Origin of the sequence: Streptomyces sp. MAR4 CNX-425 (genome assembly GCF_048656465.1) — a bacterium.
GTDB lineage: Bacteria > Actinomycetota > Actinomycetes > Streptomycetales > Streptomycetaceae > Streptomyces.
The window spans coordinates 286832-312097 of record NZ_JBMDLF010000005.1; the positions used below are offsets into that span (position 1 = coordinate 286832).

Annotated in this window: 18 protein-coding genes and 1 tRNA gene; 8 read left to right on the forward strand and 11 right to left on the reverse strand. The window is 76.2% G+C overall.

The window, feature by feature from the left end; translation table 11 throughout:
- Window positions 1–92 precede the first annotated feature (92 nt).
- Together ACHZ99_RS16855 and ACHZ99_RS16860 are read right to left on the reverse strand one after the other, a co-directional pair.
- Window positions 93–1520 carry an aminopeptidase P family protein gene (locus tag ACHZ99_RS16855; RefSeq protein WP_420305670.1) on the reverse strand — a complete coding sequence of 476 codons (1428 nt, stop codon included), beginning with the start codon at window positions 1518–1520 and terminating at the stop codon, window positions 93–95.
- Between the two features lie 240 nt (window positions 1521–1760).
- The gene (locus ACHZ99_RS16860; protein ID WP_420305419.1) at window positions 1761–3239 is read right to left on the reverse strand and encodes a PP2C family protein-serine/threonine phosphatase; all 1479 of its coding nucleotides are present in this window, start codon (window positions 3237–3239) and stop codon (window positions 1761–1763) included.
- A 535-nt stretch (window positions 3240–3774) separates the two neighbouring features.
- Here ACHZ99_RS16860 and ACHZ99_RS16865 point away from each other — a divergent pair.
- Window positions 3775–4509: a bifunctional DNA primase/polymerase gene (locus ACHZ99_RS16865; protein WP_420305420.1), complete on the forward strand. Its 735-nt coding sequence runs from the start codon at window positions 3775–3777 to the stop codon at window positions 4507–4509.
- Between the two features lie 372 nt (window positions 4510–4881).
- Here the strand turns inward: ACHZ99_RS16865 and ACHZ99_RS16870 are convergent, their stop codons facing one another.
- The 3 genes from ACHZ99_RS16870 to ACHZ99_RS16880 all read right to left on the reverse strand — a co-directional run bounded on the left by ACHZ99_RS16870 (window position 4882) and on the right by ACHZ99_RS16880 (window position 7470).
- Window positions 4882–5859 (reverse strand): DUF5926 family protein, encoded by a 978-nt coding sequence (locus ACHZ99_RS16870; RefSeq protein WP_420305421.1) that lies wholly within the window; start codon window positions 5857–5859, stop codon window positions 4882–4884.
- A 91-nt stretch (window positions 5860–5950) separates the two neighbouring features.
- Complete coding sequence (locus tag ACHZ99_RS16875) at window positions 5951–6412, reverse strand: ATP-binding protein (RefSeq protein WP_420305422.1); 462 nt, start codon at window positions 6410–6412, stop codon at window positions 5951–5953.
- 176 nt (window positions 6413–6588) lie between these two features.
- Window positions 6589–7470 (reverse strand): glycerophosphodiester phosphodiesterase, encoded by an 882-nt coding sequence (locus tag ACHZ99_RS16880; RefSeq protein WP_420305423.1) that lies wholly within the window; start codon window positions 7468–7470, stop codon window positions 6589–6591.
- A 615-nt stretch (window positions 7471–8085) separates the two neighbouring features.
- Between ACHZ99_RS16880 and ACHZ99_RS16885 the strand changes: the two genes are divergently transcribed.
- The gene (locus tag ACHZ99_RS16885; RefSeq protein WP_420305424.1) at window positions 8086–9309 is read left to right on the forward strand and encodes a S1C family serine protease; all 1224 of its coding nucleotides are present in this window, start codon (window positions 8086–8088) and stop codon (window positions 9307–9309) included.
- A gap of 337 nt (window positions 9310–9646) precedes the next feature.
- Here the strand turns inward: ACHZ99_RS16885 and ACHZ99_RS16890 are convergent, their stop codons facing one another.
- Both ACHZ99_RS16890 and ACHZ99_RS16895 read right to left on the reverse strand, forming a co-directional pair.
- Window positions 9647–9901: a hypothetical protein gene (locus ACHZ99_RS16890; RefSeq protein WP_420305425.1), complete on the reverse strand. Its 255-nt coding sequence runs from the start codon at window positions 9899–9901 to the stop codon at window positions 9647–9649.
- Between the two features lie 4 nt (window positions 9902–9905).
- Window positions 9906–10514, reverse strand: coding sequence for a GrpB family protein (locus ACHZ99_RS16895; RefSeq protein WP_420305426.1), 609 nt, complete (start codon window positions 10512–10514; stop codon window positions 9906–9908).
- Window positions 10515–10615: 101 nt separating this feature from the next.
- On the opposite strand from ACHZ99_RS16895, the gene ACHZ99_RS16900 reads away from it, so the two are divergent.
- Both ACHZ99_RS16900 and ACHZ99_RS16905 read left to right on the forward strand, forming a co-directional pair.
- Window positions 10616–11524, forward strand: coding sequence for an aminoglycoside phosphotransferase family protein (locus tag ACHZ99_RS16900; RefSeq protein WP_420305427.1), 909 nt, complete (start codon window positions 10616–10618; stop codon window positions 11522–11524).
- A 20-nt stretch (window positions 11525–11544) separates the two neighbouring features.
- Window positions 11545–12000, forward strand: coding sequence for a GNAT family N-acetyltransferase (locus ACHZ99_RS16905; protein ID WP_420305428.1), 456 nt, complete (start codon window positions 11545–11547; stop codon window positions 11998–12000).
- A 569-nt stretch (window positions 12001–12569) separates the two neighbouring features.
- On the opposite strand, the gene ACHZ99_RS16910 is transcribed toward ACHZ99_RS16905, so the two are convergent.
- The 3 genes from ACHZ99_RS16910 to ACHZ99_RS16920 form a co-directional block, all read right to left on the reverse strand.
- Window positions 12570–12657, reverse strand: a tRNA-Ser gene (locus tag ACHZ99_RS16910).
- Window positions 12658–12744: 87 nt separating this feature from the next.
- The gene (locus ACHZ99_RS16915; RefSeq protein WP_420305429.1) at window positions 12745–13149 is read right to left on the reverse strand and encodes a VOC family protein; all 405 of its coding nucleotides are present in this window, start codon (window positions 13147–13149) and stop codon (window positions 12745–12747) included.
- 127 nt (window positions 13150–13276) lie between these two features.
- Complete coding sequence (locus tag ACHZ99_RS16920) at window positions 13277–14131, reverse strand: bifunctional DNA primase/polymerase (RefSeq protein WP_420305430.1); 855 nt, start codon at window positions 14129–14131, stop codon at window positions 13277–13279.
- Between the two features lie 224 nt (window positions 14132–14355).
- Here ACHZ99_RS16920 and ACHZ99_RS16925 point away from each other — a divergent pair, with 224 nt between their 5' ends.
- From ACHZ99_RS16925 to ACHZ99_RS16940, 4 genes are all read left to right on the forward strand, one after another.
- Entirely contained in the window at window positions 14356–14661 is a 306-nt protein-coding gene (locus tag ACHZ99_RS16925) for a hypothetical protein (protein ID WP_420305431.1), read from the forward strand.
- A gap of 182 nt (window positions 14662–14843) precedes the next feature.
- Window positions 14844–15764: a glycoside hydrolase domain-containing protein gene (locus tag ACHZ99_RS16930; RefSeq protein WP_420305432.1), complete on the forward strand. Its 921-nt coding sequence runs from the start codon at window positions 14844–14846 to the stop codon at window positions 15762–15764.
- Between the two features lie 135 nt (window positions 15765–15899).
- Window positions 15900–16457, forward strand: coding sequence for a SigE family RNA polymerase sigma factor (locus ACHZ99_RS16935; protein WP_420305433.1), 558 nt, complete (start codon window positions 15900–15902; stop codon window positions 16455–16457).
- Between the two features lie 155 nt (window positions 16458–16612).
- Complete coding sequence (locus ACHZ99_RS16940; protein WP_420305434.1) at window positions 16613–18265, forward strand: long-chain fatty acid--CoA ligase; 1653 nt, start codon at window positions 16613–16615, stop codon at window positions 18263–18265.
- Between the two features lie 171 nt (window positions 18266–18436).
- Here ACHZ99_RS16940 and ACHZ99_RS16945 read toward each other — a convergent pair whose 3' ends face one another.
- The gene (locus ACHZ99_RS16945; protein WP_420305435.1) at window positions 18437–25051 is read right to left on the reverse strand and encodes a PAS domain-containing protein; all 6615 of its coding nucleotides are present in this window, start codon (window positions 25049–25051) and stop codon (window positions 18437–18439) included.
- Between the last annotated feature and the right edge of the window lie 215 nt (window positions 25052–25266).

Here is a 25266-nt window from a genome sequence, read left to right on the forward strand (position 1 = left end):
GCGTCTACTCAGACGCACCGGCCGGTGTCCGCCCGTACGCACCGGCCGGTGCTCCGCGGCCGGTTTGCGCCCGGCCACGGCCACTCCGGTCGTCAGGCGCGCAGCCGCGCCATCCACGCCTCCACCTCGTCGGCCTGCCGCGGCAGGTGGTCCGACAGGTTCCGGCGGCCGTCCTCCGTCACCAGGATGTCGTCCTCGATCCGCACCCCGATGCCCCGGTACTCCTCGGGCACCGTCAGGTCGTCGGGCTGGAAGTACAGCCCGGGCTCCACCGTCAGGCACATCCCCGGCCGCAGCGTCCCGCCCACGTACTGCTCGGTGCGGGCGGCGGCGCAGTCGTGCACGTCGATGCCGAGCATGTGCCCGGTGCCGTGGAGCGTCCAGCGCCGCTGGAGCCCCAGCTCCAGCACCTTGTCGACGTCGTCGACCTGGAGCAGCCCCCACTCGACGAGCTTCGCGGCCAGCACCCGCTGCGCCGCGTCGTGGAAGTCGCGGTACGCCGCGCCCGGCCGGACGGCGGCGATGCCCGCCTCCTGCGCCTCGTACACGGCGTCGTAGATCCGCCGCTGGAGCGGCGTGAACGTGCCGTCGACGGGGAGGGTGCGGGTGACGTCGGCGGTGTAGAGGTTGCGGGTCTCGACGCCGGCGTCGAGGAGGAGCATCTCGCCGGCGCGGACCGCGCCGTCGTTGCGCACCCAGTGGAGCGTGGTGGCGTGCGGGCCGGCGGCGCAGATGGAGCTGTAGCCGACGTCGTTGCCCTCGACGCGGGCGCGGAGGAAGAACGTTCCCTCGATGTAGCGCTCGCCGGTGGCCTCGGCCCGGTCGAGGACCTTCACGACGTCCTCGAAGCCGCGCGCGGTCGACTCGCAGGCGTACTCCAGCTCCGCGATCTCGAACTCGTCCTTGACGAGCCGCATCTCGGAGAGGAAGACGCGGAACTCCTCGTCCCGCTCCTTGGTCACCTTGTCGGTCAGCGCCTTCTCGACGCCGGCGTCGTGGCCGCGCAGCAGCCGGACCGGCCCGGTGGCCTCCGCGAGGTGCTCGGTCAGCTTGCGGACGTCCTTGACGGGCAGGCCGAGGAGCTTCTCGTTCTCGGTGAGGCTGTTGCGCCGGCCCACCCACAGCTCGCCCTGGCCGGAGAGCCAGAACTCGCCGTTCTCGCGGTCGGAGCGGGGCAGCAGGTACGCGGTCGCCTCGTGCCCCGGCGCGCCGTCGGCGCCGGTCACCGGCTCCAGGACGAGGACGCCGTCCTCGGTCTGGTCGCCGGTGAGGTAGGCGTAGTCGGAGGAGGGGCGGAAGGGGTAGTCGGTGTCGTTGGCGCGGGTCTTGAGGTTGCCGGCGGGGACGACGAGGCGTTCGCCGGGGAAGCGGGCGGAGAGCGCGGCGCGGCGGCGGGCGGCGTACGGGGCCTGCGGGACGGGGCCGAGGTCGTGCCGTTCGGTGTCGGCCCAGCCGGACTTCATGTTCTCGGCGAGCTCGTCCGACAGGGCGCCGTAGAGGCCGTTCTTGCGCTGCTTCACGGCGGTCTGCTCCTCCCCGCCGTCCGCGCCGTCCGTGCCCTCCGCCCCGTCCGCGCCCTCCGTCGTCGCCGCGGTCTCCACGGGCTCCGCGGTCTCGGGCGTCCGGGTCTGCGGCTGCTCCTCGGTCACGGCTTCCTCCTCTGCGATGCGTCGGCCGCCTCCCAGCGTACGGCCGGGGGCGGGGCTCGTGGCCCCCGCGAGCAGTGACGTTTCGTACGCGGACGGGGAGCGGGCGCGGGCTCAGCCGGTGAGCTGGACGGCGAGCAGGACGACGTCCTCCGGGTGCCCGTCGCCGTTGCCGTCGCCGTCGCCGGGGCCCGCGGCGGGCAGGAGGCGGGCGAGGACGTGGTCGGTGAGGGCCTCGGGGTTGTCGCGTACGTCCGCGGGGGCGGTGGCGGCGGCGTGGGCCAGCCGGGTCATGGCCTGCTCGGCGGGCCGGCCGGTGCGGGTCAGCAGGCCGTCGGTGTACAGCAGGACGGTTTCTCCGGGAGCCGGGTCGATGGTGACGCTGGGCGCTTCCCAGCAGGTCAGCATGTTCAGCGGGGCGGACAGCGAGGTCTCCGCGTACTCCGTGCGCCAGGGGCCGGTGACCAGCGGCGGGCAGTGTCCGGCGCCGGCGACGACGATGCTGCGGCGGCCGGGCGGGGCGTAGGCGAAGAGGGCGGTGGCGCGGCGCGCGGGCTCGGTGAGCCGCATGAGCAGTTCGAGGTCGGAGAGGACGGCGACCGGGTCCTCGCCCTCCATCACCGCGTACGCGCGCAGCCCGGCCCGCAGCTGCCCCATCGCGGCGACGGCGGCGGGGCCGCCGCCCCCGGCGGAGCCGACGGCGAGGCCGAGGGCGCCGTCGGGGAGGGGGAGGACGTCGTAGAAGTCGCCGCCGCCGAGGGGCCCGGTGCGGTGCCGGACGGCGACGCGGGCGCCGGGGACGCGCGGGAGGCGGGCGGGGAGCAGGGCGGCGCGGACGCCGTCGGCGGCGGTGCGGGCGCGGGTGAGGTCGAGGAGGCGGGCGAGGTGCTCGCCGGCGTGGCGGGCGTAGAGGCCGGCGGTGCGGCGGCGGCGGTCGGTGGGGCGGGCGGGTTCGTCGTAGAGCCACTCGACGGCGCCGAGGAGGGTGGCCGCGGGCTCCGGCCGCCCGGCTGCCGGCCGGCCGGTTCCGGGCCGTCCGGCTCCCGGCTGGCCGGTTCCCGACTGGCCCGGCTGTGCCATACCGCCCTGGTCCGGCTGTCCCGGCCCCGGGGGCGCCGTCGCGGCGAGCGGCACCGCGTAGCCGGCGGCGTAGCCGAGGCGGCCGGCGACGTCCCGGTGGCGGGGGTGGAGGCCGTCCTCGGCGGTGAGGTCGGGGCGGCAGACGTCGGCGGGGCGGACGGCGGCGGGGGCGTCGAGGATCCGCCCGTACGACGTGGACGCGCGCGGCACCGTCTCCAGGGCGCCCAGCTCGGCGGCCCCGATGCCGTAGCCCACGCGGATGTCGGGGCCGCGGCCGTCGGCGGGCTGGAGCACGGCGAATCCCCGGCGGGCCCCGATCAGTTCCGCGCCGGCGCGCACGACCTCGTACAGCGCCTCCGTCAACTCGGTGGTGCGGGCGAGGCGTCCGGTCAGCGCGTGCAGCGCGGTGAGGTCGCCGGCCCATGCGGAGAGGCGGTCGTACGAGGCCGCGGAGGACTCGGAGGGGTGTGCGATCGCGGGTCGCAGCAGCCTCTGTAGCTCAATTCCAGCCACATTCGGGAACGGTGGGGTACTCAACGCCGACGGCCTTCGGGCAGCGGTCGCGCACCCGCGGCCCGCGCTCCGGCCCGGCCCGTCCGTACGGGCCTGACCGGCACACGCATCGCGCTCAACAGCATCGCAGACCCCCATCTCATGCTGTACCACTCGCAATAGATCCACATTTACACGGACTGGTGAGGCGATGTCCAGTGTTGTCGCCTTGGGCATGCTGGTGTCCGCGGGGCATGTGAGATTGGCTGAAAACCGATGGGTGCTCTGTTCAACTGCGGTCGACTGGATTTCGACACGGAGGTCCCCACACAAGCCGGCAACGGCAGGAACCCGCCCAGGCGGCAGTGCGTCCTACAGATACAGAGCCCGGGCTCCGCCCCGCGTGCCGCGGCATCGCGCACGCCCCGACGCACCGAAGCAGCGCACCGACGCAGAGACGACGCAGCAGAGACACCGCACCGAGAACGCAGTGACTGCATGACCCTCGCAAGGTGATCGGCCAGCAGACCCTGGTGCCACGGAAGGATGAGCGCTCATGCGCGAATATCCCGGAAAGCGGCGCAGGCGTAACGGGCAGCGGGAGCTGCCGGACGCGGCGCTGACGTTCGCTTCGCAGTGGCAGTGGCCCGTCGTGCCCGGAGCGGGCCTGGAATCCCCGCGGCGCGGCCGCAAGGACCGGACGCGGTGGCAGGGCCGGCCGCGGACCGGAACCGAGAACCCGGCCCCCCGGCCGCGTGGCCGGGCGTGCGCCTGCCCCTATCCGGAGTGCGCCGCACCCGGCGCCCATCCCCACGACCCCGGCGTGCTTGCCGCGACCACCGACCCGCGCATGGTGCGCTGGTGGTGGGAGCGGCGGCCGGACGCGCCGGTGCTGCTCGCCACCGGCGGCCGCGCGCCGAGCGCGGTCAGCCTGCCCGCCGTGACCGCCGCCCGGGCGCTGACCAGGCTGGACCGGCTCGGGGTGCGTACGGGCCCCGTGGTGGCCACGCCGGAGCGCTGGGCGCTGCTGGTGGCCCCGTACGACTACGACGAACTCGGCGAGCTGCTCGGCGAGCACGGCTGGGTGCCGGCCTCGCTGGGCTTCCATGGCGACGGCGGCTACCTGGCGCTGCCGCCCTCGGCGACCGGCGCCGGGCGGGTCCGGTGGGAGCGGGCGCCGCGGCCGGACGGCGGGGCGGCGCCGTGGCTGCCGCCGGTGGCGTCGGTGGTCGACGTGCTGGTGGAGGCGGTGGCGGCGGCCCCGGGCGGCGGCAGCAGACTCGCCGGCTGAGGAGCAGAGCGACCTGAGGATCGGAGCGATCGGAGCGACCTGAGCGGTCCGTACGGGCGGCGGGGGCGGCAGCGGCGGCTGCGCGGTCCCCGCCGCGCCGTATACCACTGGAATGGCCCCGTCCGCCGGGCGTCCTTACCGGCTTCCCCGGCATACCCCGGCGCCGCGCCCCGGTTCGCGGGCTTCGCGACAACCGGTGAAATTCCAAAAACCGCGCGTGGCCGGGCATATAAAGACCCGGCCGCTGGCGACGGGGGATGCACCAGCGACCGGGCTACAAGAGACGGTAACAACACTTTGGCGTTTCGCAAATTCGAACGCAGTAATTCCCGTCAAATGATGGACCCGTCATACCACTCGGTATGCAGTTGATCAGCTGAGCGTCACTTGGCGGTTCGCGAGCCCCCCGCGGGCCTTGCGCTCCGCGCCCGTCAGCGGCTCGGTCACGGCCAGCGCCTCCGCCAGCCGCTCCCCGAACTCCGCGGCCGGCTTCTCGCAGTCCGCCGCCGTCATCGCCGACGGCAGGTCCCACACCGGCACCACGAGGCCGTGCGCGCGGAACGACCCGACGAGCCGGGTCTCCTCCGCCAGCGCCGAGCTGCCGGCCGCGTGCAGCCGGGCGAGCGCGTCGAGCAGCCGCTCCTCGGGGTGCGGCATGACCCAGCGCAGGTGGTTCTTCTCCGGTGCCCGGCACCAGTACGCCGCCTCCACGCCCGCCAGGCGGGCGGTCGGAATGGCCGCCTCGTTGGCCCGTTCCAGCGAGGCGGCGACGTCGCCGGTGGCCGACTCCGCGTCGTCCAGCCAGAACTCGAACCCGTCGTGCACCACCGGCTCCAGCGGCACCGAGGTGTCGAGAAGGTCCTGCAACCGCGGCCCGTCCGAGCCGCCCGCCGGCGCGGCCGGCTCCACCGGGGAGCCGGGGGTGGCGGTCAGCGCCCGCTGGAGCACGTCGGCCAGGTCGCGGCTGACGTCGCCGGAGGCGGTGTCGTTCTGCAGCCCCAGGAGCACCGCGCCGTCGTCGCGGCGCAGCGCGGGCCAGGCCATGGGCAGCACGGTGGCGAGGGTGAGCGACGGTACGTCGTCGGGGAGGCCGGCGGCGAGCGTCAGCCCGGCGGTGCCGGCGGGCACCAGCTCGCGCAGCGCCACCCAGTCGCACTCGCCGGCCAGCCCCTCGAAGGGCCGGCGGACCAGCTCGGTGACGGCCTGCGCGGCGGCGCGCCCGTGGCACGCCTTGTACCGCCGGCCGGAGCCGCACGGGCAGGGCTCGCGGGCGCCGACGACGGGGATCTCGCCGGCGGGCACGGCGGCGGGCGGGGATGCCTTCGGGCGGGGGCGGCGCTTCTTCGCCATGGCTGGAATGCTCCGTTCGGGGCGCGGACGCTGTCACGTACCGCCGGAGCCTAGTCCCAGCTCCGGCGGGCCCGGCCCCGGGCCACCGGACTCAGTGCCCGCCCAAGGACGCCCAGACCGTGACCTCGCCGAGGGCGCCGGCGTCGTAGCGCACGCCCCACTCGCAGGCGAGGGAGGAGATGATGGCCAGCCCGCGGCCGCCCTTGGCGGTCACCGAGGGTGTGGCGGGAAGTGGCCGGGTGGGTCCGCCACCGTCCGTGACGGAGACCGTGACGCGGCCGTCCGGATCCAGGTGCCAGTCGGCCCGTACGCGCGTGTCCGCGGCACCGGCGGCCGGGGCGGCGTCCGGCCGGGCCCGTACGAGCACCTCGGCGTCCTCGGTCGCCGCGGCCGCGGCCAGCGGCCGGGCGTGCCGGCAGGCGTTGCTGAGCAGCTCGGACAGCACCAGCACGGCGTCGTCGACCGTCGCCTCCGACGCCCCCCGGGCGCGCAGGTCGGCGCGCAGCCGACGCCGCGCCAGCCCCACCCCGTCCGGTCCGTGGGGAACGGCCATGGACGAAGCCGGCGCCTGCCGTGCCACCACGAACATCACCACCCCCAGCGATCTCCTCGCCCCGCAACAGGGAGTCAATGCCCCCGCCGGGTGGATCGGAAACCGGCCAACCGCAGGCCGTTGACGCACTCGTTACGTAACCGGACGCAGTGCGCACGCCGGTGCACTACGCGTAGTCACGCACCCCCGGTCGGCGGAGTGTCGTAGCCGGTGCGGTCCAGCTGGGCCCGCACCTGGCGCGGGCGGTTGGTGATGACGGCCTCGACGCCGAGGCGCGCGCACAGGTCGACGTCGTCGGGCTCGTCGACGGTCCAGACGTGCGCGCGGTGGCCGGCGCGGTGGAGCCGGGCGACGTAGCCGGGGTTGCTCCGGACGATGCGGATACTCGGGCCGGCGATGCCGACGCCGCGCGGGAGGCGGCCGTCGCGGAAGCGGGGAAGGAGGAACTGCATGAGGAACACGGTCGGGACGTCGGGCGCGGCGGCGTGGACGCGGTGCAGCGAGCGGGCCGAGAAGCTCATCACCCGCACGAGGGAGGGCCCGCCGCCGGCCAGGCCGAACCGGCGCAGCAGCTCCACCAGCCTCTCCTCCACCTGCCCCGCCCAGCGGGTCGGGTGCTTGGTCTCGATGGCCAGCTCCACCCGCCGCCCCGCGTCGGTCACCAGCTCCAGCAGCCGCTCCAGGGTGAGGACCGAGGTGCGTTCCCAGTCCGGCTCCTCCGGCGTCTCGCGCTGCCGCCGGCCCACCTCGTCGCCGCGCTCCTCGCGCGCCTTCCACGAGCCGAAGTCGAGCGCGGCGAGGTCGGCGAGCTCCAGGGCGGAGACGGCGCCGCGGCCGTCGGAGGTACGGTTGACCCGCCGGTCGTGGACGCAGACGAGATGGCCGTCGGCGGTGAGCCGCACGTCGCACTCCAGGGCGTCGGCACCCTCCTCGATGGCCTTGCGGTACGCGGCCAGCGTGTGCTCCGGCGCGTCCTCGGACGCGCCCCGGTGCGCGACGACGGCGGGCGGGCCCGGCCCCGTACGCCCGGACGGCCGATCCGCTGGTGCTTGGCTCACCGGCTCATCGTCCCACCCGGTCCGGCCCGTAGCCCGGCGCTCGTCTGCCACCCAGGGGATGCGCCGGATATGCCCGAAGTAAAGGATGTCAGCGAAAGACTAGGTGCGGTTTACCGTCCGCTGACAACCGGTGCGCGAACCTGGTTGTGCGGGTAGGCGCAACCAGCACCTGGCGTGAGACGTGAAGGAGAGAGCTGTGAGCACCGAGAACGACGGCGCGACGCCTCCGCGGCCGGATTTTCCGCCGCCGGATGCGGGAGCGAGGTCTCCGGTCGAGTCTCCTGAGCGCGCGAGCGGCGGGGCCGGCGGAGCCTGGCCCGCGGGACCGGAGGGACCGGGTGGTTCGGACGCTGCCGCCCCTCCGGGCGGCCCGGGCACCGGGGGCCACGGTGGGGAGCGTACGGAGCAGTTCGCCGCGGTACCCCCCGCGGGCGGCACGGGCTCCGGCCACACCGGGCCCACCGGAGGTCAGACCGGGCCCACCGGCGCCGCCGGTCCCCCGGCGGCGCCGGCCCCCAGTGGCCCCCGCCGCCACACCCCGGGCAGCCGCACCCGGGGCAGCCGCACCCCGGACCGCCGGACCCCGGCGCCGCGGGCCCCGGGCCCGCCGGTCCGGTGCCCCCCACCCAGCCCGGCTGGGGCGGCGCCCCGCCCCCCGGCGGCGGCGGCTGGGACGCCGCCCCCCGCCCGTCCGGCAACGGCCGCCGGCGCATGGGCACCGTGCTCGCGGCCACCCTCGTCGCCGCGCTGCTCGGCGGCGGGATCGGCGGCGGCATCGGGTACTGGGCGGCCGAGAACGACGACTCCGACGACACGTCGACGACCGTCTCCGGCACCCAGGACGGCCAGAAGATCGAGAACCCGCCCGGCTCGGTCGCCGGCATCGCCGACAAGGCCCTGCCCAGCGTCGTGACCATCGAGGCCAGCGGCGACGGCGGCACCGGCGGGGAGGGCGCCGCCACCGGCACCGGCTTCGTCTACGACAAGCAGGGCCACATCCTCACCAACAACCACGTCGTCGCGGGCGCCGAGGGCGCCGGCTCGCTGACCGCGACGTTCTCCAACGGCAAGACGTACGACGCCGAGGTCGTCGGCCAGGCCAGCGGCTACGACGTGGCCGTCATCAAACTCGCCGACACCGCCGACGCCACGCTGACTCCCCTGCCCCTCGGCGACTCCGACAAGGTCGACGTCGGCGACCAGACCATCGCCATCGGCTCGCCGTTCGGCCTGTCGGGCACGGTCACCACCGGCATCGTCAGCGCCAAGAACCGCCCGGTCGCCTCCGGCGACGCGACCGGCCAGCAGGAGTCGTACATGAACGCCCTGCAGACCGACGCCTCCATCAACCCCGGCAACTCCGGCGGCCCCCTCCTGGACCACGCCGGCAACGTGATCGGCATCAACTCCGCGATCCGGCCGGCGGACAACGGCGGCCCGTTCGGCGGCGGGCAGGGCGGCAGCATCGGGCTGGGCTTCGCGATCCCCATCAACCAGGCCGACTGGGTCGCCGGCAAGCTCATCGAGACCGGCGAACCCGTCTACGCCATCATCGGCGTCTCCGTCGACAACTCGTACCAGGGCAAGGGCGCGAAGGTCAGCGAGACGGAGAGCGCGGCCGGCGCCCCGGTGACGCCCGGCGGGCCGGCGGACGAGGCCGGGCTGGAGGCCGGTGACGTGATCACCAAGCTGGACGACAACATCATCGACAGCGGGCCGACGCTGATCGCGCAGCTGTGGTCGCACAAGCCGGGCGACCAGGTGGAGATCACCTACGAGCGCGGCGGCGACGAGCAGACGACGGAGGTCACCCTCGGCGAGCGGGAGGGCGACCAGTAGGAGGCACGCGGCCGACACCGGCAGCAGCCCGGCAGACGCCCGGCAGAAGCCCGGCAGAAGCCCGGCAGCGGCGGCCGGTCACCGGAAGGGTGGCCGGCCGCCGCCGCGCGTCCAGGGGGAAGGCCCGGGCCGGGTGTTCAGGACCGTCCCTCACGCGGCCCCGCCCCGCACCCGGCCCGGACCGGCTCGCGGCCGGGGCCGTCACCGCCCCGCCCGGAACCTCCCACCGGACCCGTCCCCCGAGCGGGTCCGGCCGGCGCGGCGGCCCGCAGAGGAGACGAACCGCCGGCGCGGCGGCCCGCGGGGGAGACGAACCGCCGGCGCGACCGCCCGCCCGTCACCCCTCGCGGGCGCTCTCCGCCCGCACCTCCGCCCAGGCCGCCTCCTTGAGCGCCATCCGGGCCGCCGGCTGCCGGCCGCCCGCCGTCTGCCAGTACGGATGGGTGGACACCCGCACCGACAGCCGCAGCAATCGCCGCCGCAGGACCGCGGTTTCGCTGGCGCTGTGCCGCGGCTCCTCGGCGAGTCTGCGATACACCGCGTACCAGTCGCGCTGGGTCTGGACGAGGTCTTCGGGGAAGGTGTGGGTCACGGGTTTATTCTGACACGTGTTCGATTTTCGAGTCACGCGTCTTCCCCGGTTCCCACCCGGTCGCGGCCGCCCACCGCTCCGCCGCGATCATCAGCACCTCCGTCGCCGGCGCCTTGACCTGCCCGTACTCCCTCAGGTCCGGCCTCCCCTCCGCCAGCCGGGACTTGAACTCGCCCCACGCCCGGCGCGCCGCGCCGTCCGCGCGCAGATAGTCGCGGAAGAGCAGCGCGAAGCGGGCGTTCGGCCCGCCCTCCTCGCGTACGTGGACGTTGCACCGCCGCGCGCCCGCCGGCGGCGCGAACACCAGCTTCCGGCACTCCCGCCCCCCGGCGGCCTCGGTGCGGTTCCAGGGCTCGGGGCGGAGGCGGTAGCCGGCGGCGCCGAGGAGGCGGGCGGGCAGCGCCTCGTCCAGCGGCGCGGGCACACGCACCTGGACGTCCACGCAGTCCTTCGCGCGCAACCCCGGCACGGACGTGGCCCCGACATGGTCGACGGCCAGGGCGTACGGGCCGAGCACCGCGCGCAGCTCCGCGGCCAGCCGGGCGAACTCCCCCGGCCACGCGGGCCGGTACGCCACCACCTCCGCCGTCTGCGGTTCGTCGGGGAAAGGCATGCCGTCAGTGTGCGTCCCGCACGGCTCCGGAAAACCGTTCGACACCGCCCGCCTCCGGAAGATGGGATGAGGCGGAACGCGCGCGCCGGGAGGAGACACGTTTGTCGGCCGAGACCACCGGAACCACCGGGAGCGCAGTCGACGAGGCGCTCGCCCGCCGCCTGCTGGCAGCGCAGTTCCCGCGGTGGGCCCACCTGCCGCTGCGGCGCCTGCGCCCCGGCGGCTCGGACCACGTCATCTTCCGCCTCGGCGACGCCATGTCCGTACGCCTCCCGCGCGGCGACTGGGCCGCCGGCCAGGCCCAGAAAGAACACCTCTGGCTGCCCCGCCTCGCCCCCCACCTCCCCCTGGCCGTCCCGGCCCCGCTGGAGGTCGGCGAACCGGCCTTCGGCTACCCCTGGCACTGGTCCGTCTCACGGTGGCTCGACGGCGAGACCGCGACCCCCGACGGCCTGGCGGACCCCGAAGAGGCGGCGGCGGACATGGCGGCGTTCCTCGCCGCGCTGCACGGCCTCGCGCCGCCCGCCCCCACCCCGTACGGGCACCTCTCCCCCGCCGTACCGCTCCGGGACCGCGACCGTACGACGCGGGAGGCGATCGCCGCGGTGGGCGCGGCCGGGACGTTCGACGCCCGCGCGCTGACGGCGGTGTGGGAGGCGGCCCTCGCGGCGGGCGACCGCACCGGCCCCCCGCAGTGGTTCCACGGCGACATGCACAACGGCAACCTCCTCACCCGCTCCGGCCGGCTCAGCGCCGTCATCGACTTCGGCGGCCTCGGCACCGGCGACCCGGCCTGCGACCTGGTCGTCGCCTGGACCCTGCTGGACCCGGGCCCGCGCACCACGTTCCGCCGGACGCTGGGCGCCGACGACGCGGCGTGGGCGCGGGGCCGCGGCTGGGCACTGACGACGGCGCTCAGCGCCTACACGACGTACGCCGCCACCAACCCCCTCGTCGCCCGCAACACCACCCGCCAGATCACCGAGGCCCTGGCCGACGCCACGCCGTAGCCGCCGACCGTGGAGAGACAATGCCCAGCGACGACACCCCCCTCGAACCGGCGACCCCGGCCGACTTCCACCGCGTCCTCGCCGACCACCCCCGCTACTGGGGCGAACGCGACCTGCGCCCGCTCCACCTCCTCGCCCTGGTGCAGGAGTTCGGAGACACCTGCCTGGTAGCCCGCGCCCCCGACGGCATCCGCGGCTACGTCTTCGGCTTCGTCACCCCGTCCCGCACCGGATACGTCCACCTGATCGCCACCCGCGACGACACCCGCACCACGGGCCTGGGCCGCCGCCTCTACACCGCCTTCGCGGCGGCGGCGACCCGGCAGGGAGCGGAGCGGCTGAAGGCGATCACGTCGGTGTCGAACACGGGGTCGCGGGAGTTCCACCGCCGACTGGGATTCGAGGCCCGGGTGGTGGACGACTACGACGGGGAGGCCCGACCAATGGTGGTCTTCACCCGCCCCCTACCCCTCTGAGCCCCCGGCAGAGGCGCGTCCACCCCGCCCGCCGGAGCCCCGTAGTGAGCGCAGCGCCAAGTGCGGGATGGGGCCGTGGGATTCGAACCCACGGTGACGGGTCACGCCACGACGGCTGATCCCGCCGGGGCTGGTCGTGATTCTGCGGGCTCGCCTGGACGTCGGCGGCACCGCACCCGGTGGCCGGCTGTTCAGCGCCGTACGCGGTGGGCCGATCCGGTCGCAGGAGTACGGCGCCGTGTGGAAGGACGCACGGCGGAAGGCGCTGACGGCCGCGCAGGTCGCCTCGCCGCTGGCGGCCATCCCGTACGACCTGCGGCACGCCTGCGTCTCGGGCCGAGACCGCCCGCCGTGGGGGGCAGAGCGTCGCCGTACTCCAGCGCTCCTACGTCGAGGTGCTGGACGGCGAGGAAGCCAAGATGAACGCACTCATTGACCGGGGCTTGGCCGAGCACGGGGACGGCGCGGAGCGACCCTGAATCCTGGCCGTCAGGAGTGGGAAACCCGCGAGTCGGCGCCGTCCGGGCATGATGGCGCTGCTTCTGACCTGCAAGGATGAGGCTTCTCGGCGGAGAGTGTGGGATTCGAACCCACGGTGACGGATCACGCCACGACGGTTTTCAAGACCGTTCCCTTAGGCCACTCGGGCAACTCTCCCCGCCGCCGGCCCGCGGCGGCAGGGACCAAGGCTAGCGGTTCGGGCGGCGGCGTCGCGTGCGGGTGGGGAGTGTGACGGGGGCGGGGTCAGGAGGTGGCGGCGGCGGGGTCCATCCAGAAGATCTCCCACTGGTGGCCGTCCGGGTCGAGGAAGCTGCGGCCGTACATGAAGCCCTGGTCGTTGGGCTCGTTCGCGACGGCGCCGCCCGCGGTGAGGGCCTTGTCGACGATCTCGTCGACCGCCGCGCGGCTGTCCGCGCTCAGGGCGAGGATCGCCTCCGTGGTGGTGGTGGCGTCGGCGATCTCTTTCTTGGTGAAGCCCTTGAAGAAGGGCTCCGTGAGGAGCATCGCGTAGATGTCGTCCGTGATGACGAGGCAGGTGGCGTTCTCGTCGGTGAAGTTCTCGTTGAAGTTGTAGCCGAGGGCGGTGAAGAACGCCCGTGAGCGGTCCAGGTCCTTCACGGGCAGGTTGACGAAGATCTTGTGCGGCATCGTGGTGGCCCCTCTCCGGGCTGCGGCGTCGGCTTCTGGAGCGCGCTGTCTGGGGGGTAGACGGGGTGGGCGCGCGGAACTCATCGGTGTGGGGGAGGGGATTTCGCGGGCTGCCGGCGGCGGTCCGTTACGGGGGCGTGTGCCTTGCCGCCGATGCCACCGTCGCCGCCGCTTCCCGTTCCGGCAGGCCCGTGCCGATCGCCGCGTGGACCAGTGCCGTCGCCAGGTCCGGGCCCTGGCCCGTTTCGTACGCGCGGCAGGCGGCCCAGAACAGGCGGGCGTTGCGTTCGCCGGGGCGGGAGGCGGCGACGAAGCGGATGAGGGCGTCCGCGCGGCGCTCGGGGTGCGGGTGGCCGGGTGGTGGCGGGGGGTGGGGTGGGGGTGGGGTCAGGAGGCGGAGCAGGGCGCCGGGGGCGGGGGCCGGGGCGCGGGTGGCGCGGGGTGCCAGGCGGTACGTGCCGTGCAGGGTGCGGGAGCCGGGGCCGGCGAGGTAGCCGCCGGTGCCGCGGATGTCGACGCCGGGGGCGAGGCGGCCCGCGGAGTTGGGGACGGTGTGGCCGGGGCGGCCGGTGAGCCATATGTGCCGGCCGCCGCTCGGGGTGCGGACGACGACCGTGGGCGGCAGCACGATTCCGTGGGTGGCGAGCAGCGACTCGAACACCCCGAGGGTGTCCGTCCCCGACTTCACGTCGAGGTCCAGCCCGATCAGGTGATGCGGGGGGCGGCCGCACGCGATGCCGTAGCCCGTCGCCCAGGGTGCGGCGGCGAAGAGGGTGTGGACGGCGTCGGCGTCGGTGGTGGCGTCGTACACGCCGTGGCCGATGCGCCCGCACTCTCCGCGGCAGGGCACCCGGGGCCAGTCGGCGTGGTGCGGGGAGCGGACCGCGGGCTGCTTCGCGCGGGACAGCGGGAAGACGGGCAGGCCGCGGCGGGCGGCGGCCAGCGCGGCGGTGAGGGCGTGGCTGTGTACGGAGCTGTCCATGCCCCCAGTCTCGTACAAATGTTCGATAGCCGAAAGTGGCCCGCTGTACGGGTTTACCCGGCGCCGATCATGCCTGCGGGGGAAACGGGCACCGTTCGGCGATAGTCCCGGGATCCGCGGGCAACGATGCTCTCGCGACGTCGCACACCGCCGGTGAGCGGGCCGGAACCCCGGTCAACTCCCGGCCACGGAACCGTCTTTCCGTTACACAGGAGGAGAAGCAGATGGCACGCACTCGCACGGCCCGCATCCTTGCCGCGGCAGCTTCACTGCCGCTCGCTGTCGCGCTGTTCGGAGGGGTCGCGCACGCGGACAACGGGGCCGGGGCGTTCGCCAACGACGACTCCCACTCCGCGATCGTCGGCCAGCTCGGCGGCGTCGGTGACGACAACTTCGGCAACAGCGCCCAGACCCAGCAGGTCAACAACGGCGACGGCGGCTACAACGAGTCGAACACCGCCAACGTCCAGGGCTTCGGCAACGCCGTCGACCAGTCGGACACGGTGATCGCCTTCACCAACCTCTGGTAGGAGCCGGGTAGTTCGGGGTGCTCTTGGGGATGGCCGCGCGGCCGCACCGTCACGGTGCGGCCGCGCGGTCGTGTCCCGTGCCGTACGGCCGTCACGCCTGACGGGGCCCGTCGGCGGCCGTACGGCCCACCGGCGCGTGTCGTACCGGGTCTCCGGTCCGGTCCGGCCCTTCACTGCTCGGCATGCCCTCCGCACCTCCCCGCCACCTCGCCGGCCGCGTTACGAGCCGCGTCCCCAGCCGCGTCGCGAGCCGCGTCCCCGGCCGCGTCCTGCGCCGCGTCCTCGCCGGCCTCGTCGTCCCCCTCGCCCTGCTCGCCGCGGCGCCCCCCGCGGCCACCGCCGTCCCCGACGACCCCCGCGACCCCCGCGCCCACGGCGCCGAGGTCTTCCGCGGCCGCGCCTTCGACACCTGCCACACCCCCTCCCGCGCCACCATGGCCGCCTGGCGCTCCTCCCCCTACCGCGCCGTCGGCGTCTACTACGGCGGCCGCGGCCGCCACTGCGCCGAGCAGCCCCACCTGACCCCCGCCTGGCTCCGCGCCGTCGACCGCATGGGCTGGCGCGTCCTGCCGCTCTACGTCGGCTCCCAGTCCCCCTGCGTCACCGCCGCGAGCAATCGCGACGTACGTATCGACCCCGCCCGCCCCCGCGCGCAGGGGCGCGCCGAGGCGCGCGACGCCGTCCGCGGCGCCCGCGCGCTCGGCATGGCCGCACGGAGCGCGCTCTACCTCGACATCGAGCACTTCAAGGGCTCCGCCTGGTGCGTACGCACTACGCTCACGTACGTCCGCGCGTGGAGCAGGGAGGTGCGGCGGCACGGCTGGTTCCCCGGCCTCTACAGCAGCGCGAACTCCGGCATCCGTATGATCGAGAAGGCCCGCCGGGCCGGCCTCGACGGCATGCCGTCCGCGATCTGGGTGGCCCGCTGGCGCACCAGGCCCTCGCTGTACGGTGAGCCGCACGTCGACCCCGCCGCCTGGCGGCCGCACCGCCGCCTCCACCAGTACGCCGGTATGGTCGAGGAGCGGCACGGCGGCAGGCGGATGGTCATCGACCGCAACGTCGTGGACGCGCCGGTCGCGATCATCGGACCCGGGACGTAGTACCCCGAAGGGTCCCCCGGCCGCCCCTCCACCTACGGGAGGTCCGGCCGGCCGTGCACCTACTCCCTCGGGTGGAGCACGCATCGCGACTTACGGGCGATCCGCGGAGCCGGGTGCCGCTCCTAGCGTGGAGCCATGTCCACAGCCAGCAGTACCGACGCCCCCGCGGCGGACACCACGCGACCGCCCCTTCCGACCTTCGCGGCGTACGTGAACCTGCGGGGGCCGGTGCTGCTGCGCACGGCACGCTCCCTGACCACCAGCCCGTGGGACGCCGAGGACCTGCTGCAGACCGCGCTGGCGCAGACCTACCTGGCCTGGGACCGCATCGAGGACCCGCGCGCCCTCGACGGCTACGTACGCCGCGCGCTCCTCAACACCCGCACCTCGCAGTGGCGCAAGCGGCGCCTCGACGAGTACGCCGCGGGCGACGACCTCCCCGAGCCCGCCCCCGTCCCGGGCCCCGACCCGGCGGAGCACCAGGCGATGCGCGACGCGATGTGGCGCGCGGTGCTGCGGCTGCCGGAGCGGCAGCGGGCGATGGTGGTGCTGCGCTACTACGAGGACCTGAGCGAGGCGCAGACGGCGGCCGTGCTGGGGGTGTCGGTGGGGACGGTGAAGAGCGCGGTCTCGCGCGCGCTGGCGAAGCTCCGGGAGGACACGGGGCTGGGGGAGCTGGCGCAGGCGGCGTAGACACCCCTTCCCGAGGTAGTGACAAGGTGCCGGGCCACCAGCAGAATCAGCGCCACTGATTACTGGCGCGTTATTGCCGGGTGTCTCCGCGTGCCCGTGCGCGCCCGTACGCGCCCGTGCCTGTGTGTACGTGTCCTACCCCCGGGAGGCCCTCCGTGCTGAGCACGATGCAGGACGTACCGCTGACCATCTCGCGGATCGTGACCCACGGTTCGACCATCCACGGCGCCGCCAGGGTCCTCACCTGGACCGGCGCGAACGAGCCGCCGCAGACCCGGACCTACGCCGCCGTCGGCGCCCGCGCCGCGCAGCTCGCGCACGCGCTCCGCGACGAGCTGGGCGTACGGGAGCAGGAGCCGGTCGGCACCCTCATGTGGAACAACGCCGAGCACCTGGAGGCGTACCTCGCCCTCCCCGCCATGGGCTCCGTCCTGCACACCCTCAACCTGCGCCTCGACCCGCGCCAGCTCGTCTGGATCGTCAACCACGCCGGCGACCGCGTCGTCCTCACCAACGGCACCCTCCTCCCCCTCCTCGTGCCGCTGCTGCCGCAGCTGCCCGGCGTCGAGCACGTCGTCGTCGCCGGCCCCGGCGACCGCGCGCTCCTCGACGGCACCCACGTCGCCGTCCACGAGTACGAGGACCTGATCGCCGGCCGCCCCGAGTCGTACGACTGGCCCGTCCTCGACGAACGCGAGGCCGCCGCCCTCTGCTACACCTCCGGCACCACCGGCGACCCCAAGGGCACCCTCTACAGCCACCGCTCCGTCTACCTCCACTCCCTCGGCGTCCTCGCCGCCGAGTCCTTCGGCATCACGCCGCACGACCTCGCCCTGCCGATCGTGCCGATGTTCCACGTCAACGCCTGGGGCCTGCCGCACGCCGCCTTCATGGCCGGCACCTCCCTGCTGATGCCCGACCGCTTCCTCCAGCCCGGCCCGATCGCCGACATGATGGAGATCTGCCGGCCCACCATCAGCGGCGCCGTCCCCTCCATCTGGCAGGGCCTGCTGGCCGAACTCGACGCCAGGCCCCGCGACGTCTCCGCCATGCGCACCGCCATCATCGGCGGCTCCGCCTGCCCGCCCGAGCTGATGAAGGGCTTCCAGGAGCGGCACGGCATCCGCGTCGTGCAGGCGTGGGGCATGACGGAGACCTCGCCGCTCGGCTGCATCGCGCACCCGCCGCCCGGGCTGGAGCCGGCCGACGAGTACCCGTACCGGCTGATGCAGGGGCGCTTCCCGGCGAGCGTGGAGGCGCGGCTGCGCGGCCCGGACGGGAACCTGCTGCCGCACGACGGCGCGTCGGCGGGGGAGCTGGAGGTGCGCGGGCCGTGGATCACGGGCGCGTACTACGGGGGCGCGGACGGGGAGCCGTTCCGGCCGGAGGACAAGTTCAGCGAGGACGGCTGGCTGCGTACGGGCGACGTCGGCACGATCACGGCCGAGGGCTATCTGACGCTGACGGACCGGGCGAAGGACGTCATCAAGTCGGGCGGCGAGTGGATCTCGTCGATGGAGCTGGAGAACCACCTGATGGCCCACCCGGACGTGGAGGAGGCCGCGGTCATCGCGGTGCCGGACCAGAAGTGGGACGAGCGGCCGCTGGCGGCGGTGGTGGTGCGCGAGGGCGCGGAGGTCACGGACGAGGAGCTGCGGGCGCACCTGAGGGAGCGGATCGCGAAGTGGCAGGTGCCGGAGCGGTGGGTGCGGATCGGGGAGGTGCCGAAGACGAGCGTGGGGAAGTTCGACAAGAAGGTGCTGCGGAGGCGGTACGCGGACGGGGAGCTGACGGTCACGCGGCTGTGAGGCGGGGGCGGGGCCGGGTCCGGGGGCCGGGGCCGGGGGCTGGGGCCGGGCGGTCAGGCGGGGGCGGGGCCGGGGGTGTCGGCGGCCGGACGGGCGGCTGAGCGGCGGGGGTGCGCGGCCCGGCCGGGGGCTGTGACGTTTCTGCTGAGAAGGTCGGCGCGGGGGTGCCCGCTATGTCGTACCGATCTTGGCGAGGAGGTCGACGATCCGGTTCTGCACCTCCGCGCTCGTCGACCGCTCCGCCAGGAACAGCACCGTCTCGCCCGAACGCAGCCGCGGCAGCTCGGCACGGTTGATGTCGACGGCCGTGTAGACCACCATCGGCGTCCGGTTCAGCAGCCCGTTCGCGTTCAGCCAGTCCACGATGCCCGTACGCCTGCGGCGGATCCGCATCAGGTCCATCACGACCAGGTTCGGCCGGAAGCGCGTCGCCAGGTCCACCGCCTGCTCGTCCGACGCGGCGTGCATGACCTGCATCCCGCGCCGCTCCAGGGTCGCCGCGAGGGCGTCGGCGATGTCGGGGTTCTCCTCGAAGAGGAGCACCCGCGGCGGATGCTGCTCGCTGTCGCGCGGCGCGAGCGCCTTCAGCAGCACCGCCGGGTCCGCCCCGTACGCCGCCTCCCGCGTCGCCTGCCCCAGCCCGGCCGTGACCAGCACCGGCACGGACGCCGCCACCGCGGCGGTGCGCAGCGACTGGAGCGCGGTACGGGTGATCGGGCCGGTGAGCGGGTCCACGAACAGACCCGCGGGGGAGACGGAGATCTGCGCGTCCAGCTCCTCGCGGGAATGGACCACGACGGGACGGTAGTTGCGCGCCGTCAGCGCCTCCTGCGTGGCGGAGTCGGGCTCGGGCCAGACCAGAAGGCGGCGCGGGTTGTCCAGCGGCTCGGGCGGCAGCTCGTCGTCCAGGCGCAGCGGCGTCGTCTCGGGGTCCTGCGCGGCGACCTCCACGACGCCGTGGCGGCCGTCGAGCGGCTCGGGACCCTCGGCCGCGGAGGCGTCGGGGGCGCCGATCGCGAAGGCGCGGCCGATGGCGTCGCGCCGGGTGGACGAACCGGGGCGGGGCGGCGGACGGTGGCCGGGCTCGGGCGGAGGCTGCGCCTGGGGGCCGGGGGGCCCGGGGGTGTGCGCGTCCGGCGGCGGGCCGCCGTGCGGGGGTACGGCGTCCGGCGGGGCGCCGGCGCCGAGGCGGCGGCGGTGGCCGCCGGTGTGTTCGTCGGCGGGGTCGTAGGGGGCCGGGGTTTCGGGGTTCTCGCGAGTCCCGGGGTGCTCGGGGTGCTCAGGGTTCTCGGCGGGGTGGGCCGGGGTGCCGTGGTGCGGGCCACCACCCTGGCCGCCCTGACCGCCCTGACCGCCCTGGCCGCCCTGTGAGGGCGGGCCGGAGGGCTGGTCCACGTAGGCCACGCCCTGACCGAGGGTGCGCACGCTGATCGGGCCGGACTGCTGCGTGGGCAGGGCCGGCATCGCGGGCGTCGCGGCGGAGCGGGCGAAGCGGGTGGCGCCGCCGCGGGTGCCGGAGGCGTCGGCCTGGGCGGCGGCCGGGGCGGCCGAGGTGGCGCGGCGCGGGTCGACGCCGCGGGCGGGGGTCTGCATCTCGTGCCGCGGGTCCACGGGCGCGGGGGCGCCGCCGGTGCGGGGGTCGCGCTGGGCGGGGGTGCCGCCCCGGGGACGGGCGTCGGCGTCTTGTGCGCGGGTGTCGCCCTGCATGCGGGTGTCGCTGTGCGTGCGGGTGTCGCCGTGCGTGCGCGGGTCGTGCTGCGCGGGGACGCCCGGGGCGGGGGTGCCGTGGGCGGGGTGCGGGGTCTGCGAGGTGCGTACGGCGCGGACTTCGCCGGTGTCGCCGGTGACCTCGGCGGCGTCGGCGGTCTCGGGGGCATCGGTGCCGGTGGGAGCGCCGCGGGCGCCGTCGTGGGGGTAGGGGCCGGTGTCCGGCTCCGGTACGGGGCGGCCGGTGGGCCGGCGCGGGTCGCGGGTGGCGTAGGGGGGCGGGGCGTCGTCGTAGCCGCCGGGGTGCGGTGCGGGGCCGGCGCCTGGGGAGTGGGGGTACGGGCCGGTGTCCGGTTCCTGCGGCGCGGGGGCGGGACGGCGCCGGCGGCCGGTGGGGTGCTGCGGCCGGGCGGGGGCGTTCCGTACGGCCGGGTCGGTGGTGCCCTCGGGGAGCTGCGGCGCCGGTGCCTGCTGCGCCGCGGGGAGGGCGGCGGGCTGGTGCGGCGCGGCGGGGCGGTGCCCGGCGGGGTCGGCGGGCTCCAGCCGGTCGGCGGAGGCCCCGGCGGGTCCGGCGTGGGGGGAGGCGGGGTGTGCGGGGTCTGCGGTGTCCGCCGGGTTGGTGTAGTCGGTGGGCTGGGCCTGCCGCGGGGGGCCGTTGGGCCCGGTGCCGGGGGCCGGGGGGCTGGCGTGGTCGTCCCGCCGGGGCGGGCCGCCGCGGCGGCGGGCGGGCGCAGACGCGTCGTCGTACTCGCCGGGCCCCGGCGTGTACGAGGGTCCGGCCTGCGGGCCGTGGGGCGCGGCGTCTTCGTACGCGGCGGGGTCGATCGGCTCGACGCCGCCGGGCGCGTGGCCCGTACGAGCGGCGTGGCCGGCCGGGTCGACCGGGGCGCCGGGGCCCATGTGCGTGCCCGTACCGGCATGCGCGGTGGGGCCACCGGGCGCCACCGGGCCGCCGGGCCCGACCGGGCCCGCCGGACCCGGGCGCCCGCCCGGGCCCCCGGGCGCCGCCGGGCCGGAGGGACCCGGCGCACCGGGCCCGCGCGGTCCGGGCCGCCCGCCGGGGCCGCCGAGTCCGCCGGGCCCCGCAGGGCCGCCGGGCCCGCCCGGGCCCAGGGGACCGCCGGGTCCCGCGGGGTCGTCGTCCGGTCCGCCGGGCTCGCCGTGCTCGGCGGGGCCGTTGGGTCCGGGTTCTGTTCGGTCTGGGGTTGTTGTGCCGCCGGGTGTGCCGTACTCGGCGGGCCCGCCCGGACCGCCCGGTCCGCCGGGGCCACCGCGACCGGGCGCGCCGCGGTTGGGACCGGGTTCCGTTCCGCTTGGGGCTCCTGAACCGCCCGGTGCGCCGTACCCGGCGGGTCCACCTGGGCCGCCGTGACCGGGTCCGGCGGGGCCGTTGGGTCCGGGTCCCGTTTCGTCTGGGGTTGCTGTGCCGCCGGGTGCGCCGTACTCGGCGGGCCCGCCCGGACCGCCCGGACCGCCGCGGCCGGGCCCGCCGCGGTTGGGGCCAGGTCCCGTTCCGCTTGGGGCTCCTGGGCCGCCGGGAGTGCCGTACCCGGCGGGTCCACCTGGACCGGCCGGTCCGCCGTGACCGGGTCCGGCGGGGCCGTTGGGTCCGGGTTCCGTTCCGTCTGGGGTTGCTGTGCCGTACCCGGCGGGTCCGACCGGACCGCCCGGCCCGCTGGGACCACCGCGGCCGGGCGCGCCGCGGTTGGGGCCGGGTTCCGTTCCGCTTGGGGCTCCTGAGCCGCCGGGAGTGCCGTACCCGCCGGGCCCGACCGGACCGCCTGGCCCGGCGGAGCCACCGCGGCCGGGCGCGCCGCGGTTGGGACCGGGTTCCGTTCCGCTTGGGGCTCCTGAGCCGCCCGGTGTGCCGTACCCGGCGGGTCCACCTGGGCCGCCCGGCCCTCCGGGGCCGCCGCGACCGGGTCCCGCGGGGCCGTTGGGTCCGGATTCCGTTCCGTCTGGGGTTGCTGTGCCGCCCGGTGCGCCGTACCCGCCGGGGCTATCCGGACCGCCGGGGCCGGGTGCTCCGCCGTGTCCGCCCGGCCCGCCGGGACCGGCCTGGCCGCCATGTCCCTCCGGGCCACCTGCGCCGCCCGGCGCGCCGTACCCGCCGGGGTCATCCGGACCGCCGGGCCAGCCGGGTCCACCCGGATCCCCTTGCTCGCCCTCCCCGCTCTGTCCGTCCGGCCCGCCCGGGGCCCCGGGGGCTTCCGGTCCCGCCGGTCCACGGCCTACGGGCCGCCGCCGCGCCCCCGTCGCGGGCTCGCCCGGCTCCGTAAGGTCGCCCTGCTGCTGGCTGCCCGGGCCCTGGCCCACCGGCCGCCGCCGGCGGCCGCGACCCTGCGTCCCGTGGAGAGCGTGTCCGAGCGCCGCGGCGCCGGTCTCCACGGCGCCGGAGTCCCCGGCACCGCCGTCCGTACCGCCCATCGGCACACCCGCGCCGCCGGCCGTACCGCCTACCGCGCCACCGCCACCGTCACCGGCAGCGACGTCGCCCCGCGCACCGCCGGGCCCGCCGGGGACGCCCGTACCCGCGCCGCCACCCGGCGCCGGCACCCCGCCCCCACCGTCGTACGCGACCGGCTCCGCCTCCGGAGCCGCCCGCCGCCGGCGCCCGCCGGCCGTGCTCCCGCCGCCCGCCGGCGCCGGACCACCGCCGGGCGCCTGCCCCGCGCCGCCGCCGACCGACTCGGGCGCCACCGCGCCCTCCGGCGTACCCGGCCCCGGCGCGCGACCCGGCTCCGCGGCGCCCGCCGGCCCACCGGCCTCCGCCGCCACGGCCCCGTGGCCGCCTACCGCACCCGGCGCACCGCGCCCCGCACCGCCGTGCGCACCCTGCCCCGGCGGCAGCCCCGCCGCCGGAACGCCGTCCGCAGCCGCCCCGGCCCCGGGCACGGCCCCAGCCGCAGCCCTGCTCCCAGCCGTGGCCCCGGGCTCCGCCGGGACCCCGCCCTCGGGCCCAGCCTCCGCCGGCGCCCCCGCGCCGGACCCGCCACCGACCCCGGGGCCGCCTCCAGGCCCGACCCCGGGCCCGGCTCCCGCCGGCACCCCCGCCGCCGGTGTCGCTCCACGCCGCCGCCGGCCCGTGCCCGTACCGCCGACCCCGGTACCGCGCGCCGGCGTTCCCGCTCCGTCGCCCGGCTCCGCCGCGGGCGCGGCGCGTCGCCGCCGCCCACCGGCCGTACGCACACCACCGGCCGTACCGCCTTCGCCTCCACCAGACCCACCGGTCCCAGCAGGCCCACCAGCTCCGGCAGGGGCTCCCAGCCCGATCAGCTCCCCCGACTCCCCCGACTCCCCGGTCTCTCCCGGTACACCCGGCTCCCCGGGCTCCCCCGACCCGCCGGCCACGCCCGCCGACCCGACCGGCCCGCCCCGACCCGCCGCACTGCCCCGCGTCAACGCCTCCGCGCCGGGCATCACGGTCGTCTCGTTCCCCGTCTCCCGCCCGCGCCCGGAGGTCTCCCGGTTCCGCGCCGCCCGCGCGGCGGGTCCCGCGGCCTTCACCGGCACCTCCAGCAGGTACGCCCCGCTGTTCTGCCCCGGTACCTCGTGCGTTTGCAGGATCCCGCCGTGCAGCAGGGCAACGCCCCGCGCGAGCGGCTCGTGCACGGAACCCGGCCCCGGGACACCGGCCGCCCCCCTGGCACCGGCCCCGGAGCCGCCCGCGGAACCGGCCCCGGCACCGCCCCCGGCGGCCCCCGGCCCCCGCGGCCCCTGCACCTCTATCCGCACCACGTCCCCGCGCTGCGCCGCCGCCACCACGACCGGCGCGTCCGACGCGCCCGCCGTCCGCTGCCCCGTGGCGTCGACGCCCGCGACCTCCGCGATCAGGTGCGCCAGCGCCAGCGCCAGCCACCGCCCGTCCGCCTCGATCTCCAGCCGCGGCGCGTGCACCACGAACTGCGCCCGTCCCGGCCCGATCAGCTCGTCCGCGCCCTCGGTCGCGGCGTGCACCACGTCCTCGACGTTCACCGGCTCCACCGCCAGCCGCTCCCGGCCCGCGTCAAGCCGCTGGAAGTCGAGCACGCTGTCGATGAGCGCGGTCATCCGCCCGTACCCGGCCGAGAGGTGGCGCAGCGTCTGGTTGGCCTCCGGCCACAGCTGCCCGGCCGGGTCGTCGGCCAGGGTGTTGAGCTCCGCGCGCAGCGTGTTCAGCGGGCCGCGCAGCGCGGTGTCCAGCACCGCCTGGAGCTGCGCGAGCCGCGTCTCCAGCGCGTCGCGCCGGCGGCGGTCGGTGAAGGCGAGGACGGCGCCGACGAGTTGGTCGCCGTCGCGTACCGGGGCCGTGGTCATGTCCACGGGCACCGGCCGCCCGTCCCGCCCCCACAGCACCTGGCCGCGTACGCGGTGCTTGCGTCCGGAGCGGAGGGTGTCGGAGATCGGGGTCTCCTCGTACGGCAGGGGGGTGCCGTCCGGCCGCGAGTGGTGGATGAGGGGGTGGAGGTCGGCGCCGCCGAGTTCGCTGGCGCGGTAGCCGAGGATCTGCGCGGCGGAGGGGTTGACCAGGACGACCCGGCCGGTGGTGTCCGTACCGACGATGCCCTCGGCCGCGGCGCGCAGGATCATCTCGGTCTGCCGGCGCTGCCGCTGCAACTCGGCCTCGACCTCGGCCGTGCCGGTGAGGTCGCGTACGACGAGCATCAGCAGCTCGTCGCCGGTGTAGTGGTGGCCGGGGGCGTACGGGGACTCGCCGTTCGGGCCGTCCTCCAGGTCGGCGCTGGTGACCTCGGCGGGGAAGCCGCTGCCGTCGGTGCGGCGGGCGGCCATGCGCAGCGGCTTCGTACGCTCCTCCGCGCGCGTCTCCGCGTCGGGAGCGACGGAACCCGGCGCGACCGAACCCGGGGAGTCGCCGCGCGGGCGGCGCATGGAGCCGGGGATGAGCTGCGGGTCGAAGTCCGGCAGCAGGTCGAGCAGCCCGCGCCCGACGACGGCGGCGCCGGGCCGCTCGAAGGTCTCCAGCGCGACGCGGTTGGCGGCGACGACCGTGCCGTTGGTGTCGACGAGGAGCAGCGCGTCGGGGAGCGCGTCGAGTATGGCGGCGAGGCGAGCAGCGCCTCGGGATGGCCTGCTGCTCACGACGAACTTCCTCCTCGACTACCGTTCTTGCCGTGCTCCGCGGCCGGCCGTTCGTGCCGTCGCGCCCTCTCGTGCGCGTGCCGTACGCGCCCCCGTGCGCGCCGGTGGCCGTGCCACGAGAGGATTCTACGATCCCCCGTTGCCCGGGGGACGGCGGATGAGAATCGTCACGCCCCCGCCACAACTCCGCGGGGCGGCGTCCGGGCGGGCCGGGT